The sequence below is a fragment of the Pseudomonas sp. BF-B-15 genome (genome assembly GCF_019946675.1).
In the GTDB taxonomy this organism is placed as follows: Bacteria; Pseudomonadota; Gammaproteobacteria; order Pseudomonadales; family Pseudomonadaceae; genus Aquipseudomonas; species Aquipseudomonas migulae.
In genome coordinates, this window is record NZ_JAGYFZ010000073.1 from 22437 (window position 1) to 30723 (window position 8287).

Sequence of the window (8287 nt, forward strand, 5' to 3'; positions counted from 1 at the left end):
GCAGAGGGTTCGAACATGGCAGCCGCGCAATGGATTGATGCTCACACACCGAGTCTGTCGGTGGTGGATTCGCGTGGGTTGGTTGTGCGAAATGTCGCTTATTGTTGTCGTCCGCTGAACCCATCAATAGATACCCGCATCACCCGTAACCACTTCGATCCTGCCGGACGGCTTTTTGCGTCCTGGGACCCACGCCTGTGGGGAACGGCGCCGAAACCCAATCTTGAAAACACCTTTGATTTGCAAGGCCGGCCTCTGCTGGTGAAGAGCGTGGATGCCGGTTGGCAGCTGAGCTTGATCAATCAGGCGGATGCGACCTGCTCGTTCTGGGACGGTCGCGGTGGTCAGCGTCACAGCGAATTTGATGAGCTCCAGCGCCCGACAGCCGTTACGGAGCAAATGGCGTACGAGTTGCCGCGTGTTTCCGAGCGCTTTACGTATGGCGATGCCAGTGATGAGCGGGCGGCCCATAACCAGTGTGGTCAACCGATCCGCCATGACCATCCGGCCGGCAGGCGCAACCTCTGTGAATATGGTGTGGGTGGATCGCTGCTGGCGGAGCAAACGCGTTTCCTGCGCGATCTGGAGCTGCCGGACTGGTCATCTGAATTCGCCGAGGCGGAACTGGAAGACGAGGTGTTCGAGACGACGTGGCAGTACGGCCCTGTAGGAGAAATGCATTGTCAGACTGACGCCATGGATAACGTCAGATCGTTCGCTTACGACCGGGCCGGTCAGCTACGTGAAACCCGATTGAAGCTGGCCGGTTCTTCAGGAGAGCCGTGTTTGCTGGTCAGTGAAATCCGCTATGACGCTTTCGGCAGGAACATCAGCGAACGGGCTGGCAATGGCGTCACCACCATTGCCCTGTATGCAGGTGAAGACGGGCGCCTCCTGCAATTGCAGTCCTGCGATGTCGATGGCAAGCCGCTTCAGGATTTTAGCTACGGTTACGATCCCGTCGGCAATATCACCTTCATCGAAGACCTGGCTCAACTGAGGCGTTATTTCAATAATCAGCGGATCGATCCGGTCTGTCGCTATGGGTACGACAGTCTTTACCAACTGATCCAAGCCATTGGCAGCGAAGTCAGCCAACCCAGTTACGGCCCGGCTTTGCCAACCTGGCAAACCACGCCGCTGGACCCCAACCAGTTGCGCAATTACACCCAGACTTTCAATTACGACGCCGCCGGTAACCTGCAAACCCGCCATCACAGCGGTGCAGAAACTTTTGAGATGTTTACGGCTACGGACAGTAATCGCAGCGTTGCGGATAAAGGTAACTTGGTCGACGGCTTCGATGCCAACGGCAATCAGCTGGAGCTGTTACGCGGCCAGCGGATGAGTTGGGATGTATGGAACCAGCTCAGCAGCGTAACGATGGTGAAGCGCGACGACGGCCCTGACGATACTGAATGTTACTGCTACGACAGTCCTGGGCATCGCTTGCGAAAAGTCCGACTGACTCAGGCAGCGCATCGCACACTGCGTTCTGAAACGCGCTACTTGCCGGGCTTGGAAATCCATCGTGACAAGGCCACTGGAGAAGAGCGGCATGTGTTCAGTGTCGAGGCCGGGCGCGGTCAGGTCCGCGCCTTGCACTGGGTCGCAGGATTGCCTCGTGATGTTCGTAACGATCAACTGCGTTTTTGCCTGAGCAATCATCTGAATTCCAGCACCCTGGAGTTGGATGAGCGGGGCAGAATTCTGAGTCGGGAGGTTTATTACGCGTTTGGTGGCACGGCGTTGTGGGCGGGTGTCAGCGAGATCGAAGCCAGGTACAAAACGATTCGTTATTCGGGTAAAGAACGGGATGCAACCGGGCTTTATTGTTACGGCTATCGGTATTACGCACCGTGGTTGCAGCGGTGGGTGAACCCGGATCCGGCAGGGTTTGTTGATGGGCTCAATCTATTTAAAATGTTGTTGAATAATCCCCTGAATTTAATCGATTCGTTCGGAACAAATGTGGTGCCAAGTAACGCGCATTACTATTGGGAGGGCGGTGAGATTTCAGAGGGGTTTGTTCGAAACATGCTGGTTTTTAAAAACTTAAACCCGGAGTATGAGGTGAGCCTTTGGACATCTCAGTCGTCACGCGTATTTGATGTTTTAAATGCTATGAGGGAAAGTCTGGATCCAGTCAGCAGGGAAATGGCGTTCCGTGAAGGTGACCAGTTGTTGATAAGAGATCCTCAAGAACTATTTGATCAGCTTGCGCCGATTTATTCGCAGTCCAGAGAAATAGAATCAATATATTATCGAGAGGTAAATGGACCCTACAATAATTATGCGGCAGCAAGTGATATTGTCAGGCTGGCTGCGACATATGTTGAGGGAGGAGTCTATATGGACGGCGATGTAGCTGTCGGGGGACCTCTTGGTGTACTGAGTGCGTCTCGGGGTTTTCTGGCCTTGTTTGAAGGTGAATATACGACGAATGCCGTCATTGCAGCGCAGCCTGGTTCTGAAATAGGCGAGGCGCTGCTGGATAAAGTGGTTTTTGAATATTCGGATAGTTCTGCTAATCGTTATGGTTTCGATAATTTTGGCTGGCAACAAAAGAGAAGTGCTTCGGAGGAAGTAGGGGCATTTAGTCGGCTTAAGTTGACGATGCATATGTCCGGTCCAGTAATGCTGTTGGAATATGTTCGTGGTCCGGAAATTGGGCCGGAGTTGAACCCCGATGAATTATCTATACCTTTCCGTTTTTTTCATACCTCACCTTCGCAGTTGGAGAGTCCGGTTGAGCGTAGTCTTCCTGAGATGATTTTTTCAGGATACCGCCCTGGAACAACGGGTGGTGGAGCCTGGGCAGATGTGACGCCAGGACGTAGAGCTTCGGTGGCTTAATACTACCCATCCCGCCGACACAGGCGGGATGGGTGATTTTTATCAGAAGTGGAATTTCACCAAAAAGCTCGTAGTACTCTGATCAGTCTTGAAGTACTGGCTATCCTTAATCCCGTACTTGTCCGACCAATAGTCATACTCCACACCCACATACAACTGCTTCTCGCCAAAATTCAGCGCTTTACCCAGGTCATATTTAACCTGCGGGTTGAAGTGCAGGTTGGCGTGGTAGTCGCCTTTGGAGTTGGAGTCGTTGTCGACTACCCAGTCCATGAAACCATCGATCAAGATGTTCGAATCGCCGACCGGGATGGTGTAGGACCAAACCGGGGTGATCTGCCAGACGTTGTCGCCCGCACGGCTGCCTTCGGTGTGGCGCTGGTAGAAGTTCAGCTGGAAGTAATCGAAACCAGGGATTGCCAGGTCGAAACCCGGGCCGATCAGGTAGGACTCGGTATCGCCTTCACCAAACTCGTACGTCATGGCCAGCAACACGTCTTTGACCGGGCCGAATCCGATTTTCTGGTCGAGGACTTTGCCCAGGGAAATACGCGGGCTGAACTCACCGTAATAGGTGTTCGGGCCGACGTTGAAATCCTTTTCGCCGTTGTAGAAGATCTTGTCGACGAAGAAGAAGTTATCCCCATATTTCCAGCCATCGGCGTGTTCGAAGGTCACGGTCTGCTGAATGCGTGGGTTGACCTGGAAGTCCTTGCCATACAGGTAGGTCAGGCTGTTGTTCTGCCATTGCAGCAAGTCGCCGGCCATGGCCTGGCCCCCGGCCAGCAAGGATCCCGCCAGCATCAGGCTAGTGCACGTACGTTTCATTCGGTTGCTCCCAAAAAGTAGGTGTTTCACGTTGTTTTTTTAAGGTCGGCGCTCTGGTGTGGCGCCTTTTTCCGTAGCGGTAAAAAATCATCCAATCGGTCAGCTTCAGTGCTGTTAGCAAGAGCTGCGCCAAGGCTTTCGAAAAGCAAAAAAACTCCCGTTCGGCGGCTCAAGAGCCGTCGATTGAGAGGGGGGTTGGAATGCCTTGATACCGTCCAGGGCCGGGATAAGTTGGCTTTCTGGTCAGGAATTAAATCCGGGCTTTTTTTTAAAGCGGATTCAGGCGGCCGCGGAGAATACTGACTCCAGGGCCGGGTCTCAAGTGCCCCGCAACAGCGCACCGACGACAGGTTTGGGGCATTGTTGCGGGTCATCTTAAAAGTGCACCTTCACCAGCAGGCTGGTGGTGTTTTCATTGGTGTCGAGGCGGGCGTTGTTTTCCACGCCGTACTTGTCTTTCCAGTAGCTGTACTCGACGCCGACATACACCTGTTTCTCCCGCCAGCCCAAGGCCTTGCCCAGGTCGTATTTGATCTGCGGGTTGAAATGCAGGTTGGCGTGATAGGTGCCGCGCGAGTTCTGGTCGTTGTCCACGACCCAGTCGAGGTAGCCGTCGATCAACAGGTTCGAATTGCCCAGCGGGACGGTGTAGGACCAGGCCGGTGTGATCTGCCAGACATCATCGCCGGGGCGCGAGCCTTCGGTCTGGCGATAGTAGAAATTCAAGGTGAAAAAGTTGAAGCCCGGTACTGCAAGGTCGAAGCCGGGGCCGATCAGGTAGGCTTCGGTGTCGTCTTCGCCATTCTCGTAGGTCATGGCCAGCAACACGTCCTTGATCGGGCCGAATTCGAAGCGGCGGTCGAGGATTTTGCCGAAGGAGAGGCGCGGGCTGAATTCGCCGTAATAGGCGTGAACGCCTTTGTTCCGGTCTTTCTCGCCGTTGTAGTAGGTGCTGTCGACGAACAGGAAGTTGTCGCCGTACTTCCAGCGGTCGGCGTGTTCGAAGGTGATCGTCTGCTGAGTCGACGGGTTGATCGCGAAATCCTTGCCGTACAGATAGCTCAGGCTGTTGGTCTGCCACAGCAGTAAATCGCCGGCCATGGCTTGGCTGGCAGCCAGAAGACCGCTGCCTAACAGCAGGTTTGTCTGTGTCCGAATCATCTGTTGCTCCCTCTTGTTTTTATTTTCAAGGCGCAGGTGTCCCACCCCTGTAGGAGCCGGCTTGCTGGCGATGGGGTCAGAACATCCAACATTGATGTCGTCTGACCCACCGCTTCGCCAGCAAGCCGGCTCCTACAGGGTTTGCGTTCTCTCTTAGTGCGAGTGGGCGTGGCAGTCGTTGATCGCGGCGCGTTCCTTGCCGCCGAGGATGTTGAACAGCAGGTTCAGCGCCAAGGCACTTAACGTCGCCATGGCGATGCCGCTGTGGGTGATCGGGCTCATCCACAACGGCAGGTGGGCGAAGAACTCCGGACGTACCACCGGAATCAGGCCCATGCCGATGCTCACCGCCACCAGCAATTGGTTGCGACGGTCACCGATGTCGGCTTCCTGGAGAATCTTGATCCCGGTGGCGGCGACCATGCCGAACATCGCAATCGCCGCACCGCCGAGCACGGCGGGTGGAATCGAGGCGACCAGGAACGCGGCTTTCGGCAGCAGGCTCAACACCACCAGCAACCCGCCGGCAACGATGGTCACCGAACGGCAGCGCACGCCGGTCATCTGCACGAGGCCGATGTTCTGCGCAAAGGATGAATGGGTGAAGGTGTTGAAGAAACCGGCGAAGAACGACGCGCCAGCATCGCACAGCAATCCGCGACGCAGCATCCGTGGGCAGACCTCCTGGCCGGTGATTTTGCCCAGCGCGAGGAACATCCCGGTGGACTCGACGAAGATGATCACCACGACCAGGCACATCGAAAGAATCGGTGCGAGTTCAAACTTCGGCATGCCGAAATGCAGCGGGGTGACGAATTGCAGCCAAGGCGCCTGGGCCATGCCGCTGAGGTCGACCATGCCGATCAACCCGCAGATCACGTAACCGAGGCACATGCCGATCAGCACGGAAATGTTGACCCAGAAACCGCGCATGAAACGATGGACCAACAGAATGGTTGCCAGCACCAGCGCGGCGATGGCCAGGTAAATCGGTGAACCGAATTGAGCGGCGCCGGCACCACCGCCCGCCCAATTGACGGCGACGGGGAACAACGACAAACCGATCGAGGTGATGACCGTACCGGTCACCAGCGGTGGGAAGAACCGAACGACTTTGGACATGAACGGTGCGATGAGCATGCCGAAGAACCCGGCGGCGATGGTCGCGCCGAAGATCCCTTGCAGGCCGATACCGGGCATGCCGGCCATGGCGACCATGCTGCCGACGGCGGCGAAGCTGGCGCCCATCATCACTGGCATGCGAATGCCCATCGGGCCGATGCCCAGCGACTGGACGATGGTGGCGATGCCGGCCACCAGCAGGTCGGCGTTGATCAGGAAGGCGATTTCTTCACGACTCAGGCCAGCGGCCTGTCCGATGATCAGCGGCACCGCGATGGCTCCGCCGTACATCAGCAAAACATGTTGCAGACCGACCAGGATCAGTTGCAAAAGGGGCAAACGCTGAATGGCGGGTGCGTCGGGGATGCGCGCTTGGGATAGCTCGGACATGCAACACCTCGGATCTTTTTTATTCTTGTGATTTTGTGCATCAGGGTGACCGCGTTGCGGCCGATCGCCGGCAAGCCGGCTCCTACAGGGTTTTGGTGAACCCTGTGGGAGCGAGCCTGCTCGCGATGCTTTTAACGGTTAATTGGTCGGAGCTCCCTGAACAATCCACGCGCCGATCAGGTCACGTTCCTGCTGGGTCATCTGGGTGATGTTGCCCAGTGGCATGATCTGGCTGGTGACGGCTTGAGCCTGGATGCGCGCCGCGTTCTGGCGGATCTGCTCGGGGGTATCGAACATCACGCCGGCCGGTGCTGCGCTGAACAACGGGCTGGTCGGCTTGGCCGAGTGGCATACCGCGCAACGTTCCTGGATCACGCTGTGCACTTTGTCGAACCCCGGGCCGGCGTTTGCCGCCTGGACCGGTGCTTCAGCCGGTTTCGGTGCAGCAGGTTTGGCACCACCACCGAGGGCGGTTTCCGGCAGCGGCTGGTACTCGATGGTGCCAGGTGCCTTGGCCACTTCAGGTGCGCTTGGCATCTGCGCCGGGCCAGTCACGTAAGCCAGGCAGATCATGCCCACGGCTGCGACGGGCAGGGTCCAGGCAAACTTGTGGCTGTCATGACGGGTGTTGAAATAGTGACGCACCAACACCGCCAGCACCGCGATCCCGGCCAGGATCAGCCAGTTGTACTGGCTGCCATAAGTGCTCGGGAAGTGGTTGCTGATCATGATGAACAGCACCGGCAAGGTGAAGTAGTTGTTGTGACGCGAACGCAGCAGGCCTTTGGCCGGCAGTGCCGGATCGGGCGTGCGGTTCTCGGCAATCGCCGCTACCAGTGCGCGCTGCGCCGGCATGATGATGCGGAACACGTTGCCGACCATGATGGTGCCGATGATCGCGCCGACGTGCAGGTACGCACCACGACCGCTGAACACTTTGCTGAAGCCGTAGGCCGCGCCGATGATCAGCACGAACAGGATGAAGCCGAGCAGGGCAGGGCGTTTGCCCAGGGCCGAGTCGCAGAGGAAGGAGTAGACGAACCAGCCAACGAACAAAGAAGCGATGCCCAGGGCAACACCTTCAGGGCCGGTCAGGCTGCTGCCCGGTGCCAGCAGGTACAGCGTCGGGTTGGAGTAGAACACCACGCACAGCAGCGCGATCCCCGACATCCAGGTGAAGTAGGCTTCCCATTTGAACCAGTGCAGGTTGTCCGGCATGGTCGGTGGAGCCAGTTTGTATTTTTCCAGGTGATAGATACCGCCGCCGTGGATCGCCCACAAATCGCCGGCCAGACCACTTTTCGGGTTGACCCGATTGAGGTTGTTTTCCAGCCAGACGAAATAGAACGACGCACCGATCCAGGCCACGCCAGTAATCATGTGAACCCAGCGCACGCTCAGGTTCAGCCATTCCAACAGATGTGCTTCCACAGTCTTTACCTCTCGCCTGTCACTCTGTTGTCGAGTGATCAGACCTTCTCTTATTGGTGGGGGGCGAGGATCAAACGCTCATCCTCTTTGAAAAAATGCTCATCGCAGTTATTGCCTGTGCCACTGCGATCAACCACCAGGAAGTCATCCCGCTTTTCGATCGTCAGCACCGGGTGGTGCCAGACGCCGCGATGGTAATTAATGCCCTGCCTGCCGTTGGTGACGAAGGCGCGGACCAAGCCTGATACAGGTTCATCGCCAAGTGGCGCGACCACGATCAGAAAGGGGTTGCCGAGCAGCGGAATGAAAGCCTGGCTGCCCAGCGGGTGACGCTCCAGCATGCTGACGGTCAGCGGCATGTCCTGCGCGTCAGCGCGGAAAATGCTGATGATCGCCTTGTCTTCTGGCGTGGCGGTTTCCACCGTCGCCAGTTTATGAAAGCGCATGGTCGAACCGTTGTTGATCATGAAGTGATCGCTGCCGTCGGTTTCTATCACGT

Annotated in this window: 6 protein-coding genes; 1 reads left to right on the forward strand and 5 read right to left on the reverse strand. The window is 56.9% G+C overall.

Annotated elements, in window-relative coordinates; all coding sequences use genetic code 11:
- Window positions 1-15 precede the first annotated feature (15 nt).
- Entirely contained in the window at window positions 16-2856 is a 2841-nt protein-coding gene (locus KGA97_RS21100) for an RHS repeat-associated core domain-containing protein (RefSeq protein ID WP_223481435.1), read from the forward strand.
- 42 nt (window positions 2857-2898) lie between these two features.
- On the opposite strand, the gene KGA97_RS21105 is transcribed toward KGA97_RS21100, so the two are convergent.
- The 5 genes from KGA97_RS21105 to KGA97_RS21125 all read right to left on the reverse strand — a co-directional run bounded on the left by KGA97_RS21105 (window position 2899) and on the right by KGA97_RS21125 (window position 8285).
- On the reverse strand, window positions 2899-3684 hold the full coding sequence (locus tag KGA97_RS21105) for an outer membrane protein OmpK (RefSeq protein ID WP_223481436.1): 786 nt from the start codon (window positions 3682-3684) through the stop codon (window positions 2899-2901).
- 375 nt (window positions 3685-4059) lie between these two features.
- On the reverse strand, window positions 4060-4845 hold the full coding sequence (locus KGA97_RS21110) for an outer membrane protein OmpK (protein ID WP_223481437.1): 786 nt from the start codon (window positions 4843-4845) through the stop codon (window positions 4060-4062).
- Window positions 4846-4998: 153 nt separating this feature from the next.
- Complete coding sequence (locus tag KGA97_RS21115; protein WP_223481438.1) at window positions 4999-6357, reverse strand: nucleobase:cation symporter-2 family protein; 1359 nt, start codon at window positions 6355-6357, stop codon at window positions 4999-5001.
- 138 nt (window positions 6358-6495) lie between these two features.
- Window positions 6496-7788, reverse strand: coding sequence for a urate hydroxylase PuuD (locus KGA97_RS21120; RefSeq protein WP_192227310.1), 1293 nt, complete (start codon window positions 7786-7788; stop codon window positions 6496-6498).
- Window positions 7789-7838: 50 nt separating this feature from the next.
- A complete protein-coding gene (locus KGA97_RS21125) occupies window positions 7839-8285 on the reverse strand; it encodes an ureidoglycolate lyase (RefSeq protein WP_223481439.1) in 447 nt (148 codons plus the stop codon).
- Window positions 8286-8287 lie beyond the last annotated feature (2 nt).

Excerpts from the sequence above, each read along its gene's own strand:
- KGA97_RS21100 (WP_223481435.1), top strand. The coding sequence starts at position 16 with ATGGCAGCCGCGCAATGGATTGATGCTCACACACCGAGTCTGTCGGTG.
- KGA97_RS21105 (WP_223481436.1), bottom strand. The coding sequence starts at position 3,684 with ATGAAACGTACGTGCACTAGCCTGATGCTGGCGGGATCCTTGCTGGCC.
- KGA97_RS21110 (WP_223481437.1), bottom strand. The coding sequence starts at position 4,845 with ATGATTCGGACACAGACAAACCTGCTGTTAGGCAGCGGTCTTCTGGCT.
- KGA97_RS21115 (WP_223481438.1), bottom strand. The coding sequence starts at position 6,357 with ATGTCCGAGCTATCCCAAGCGCGCATCCCCGACGCACCCGCCATTCAG.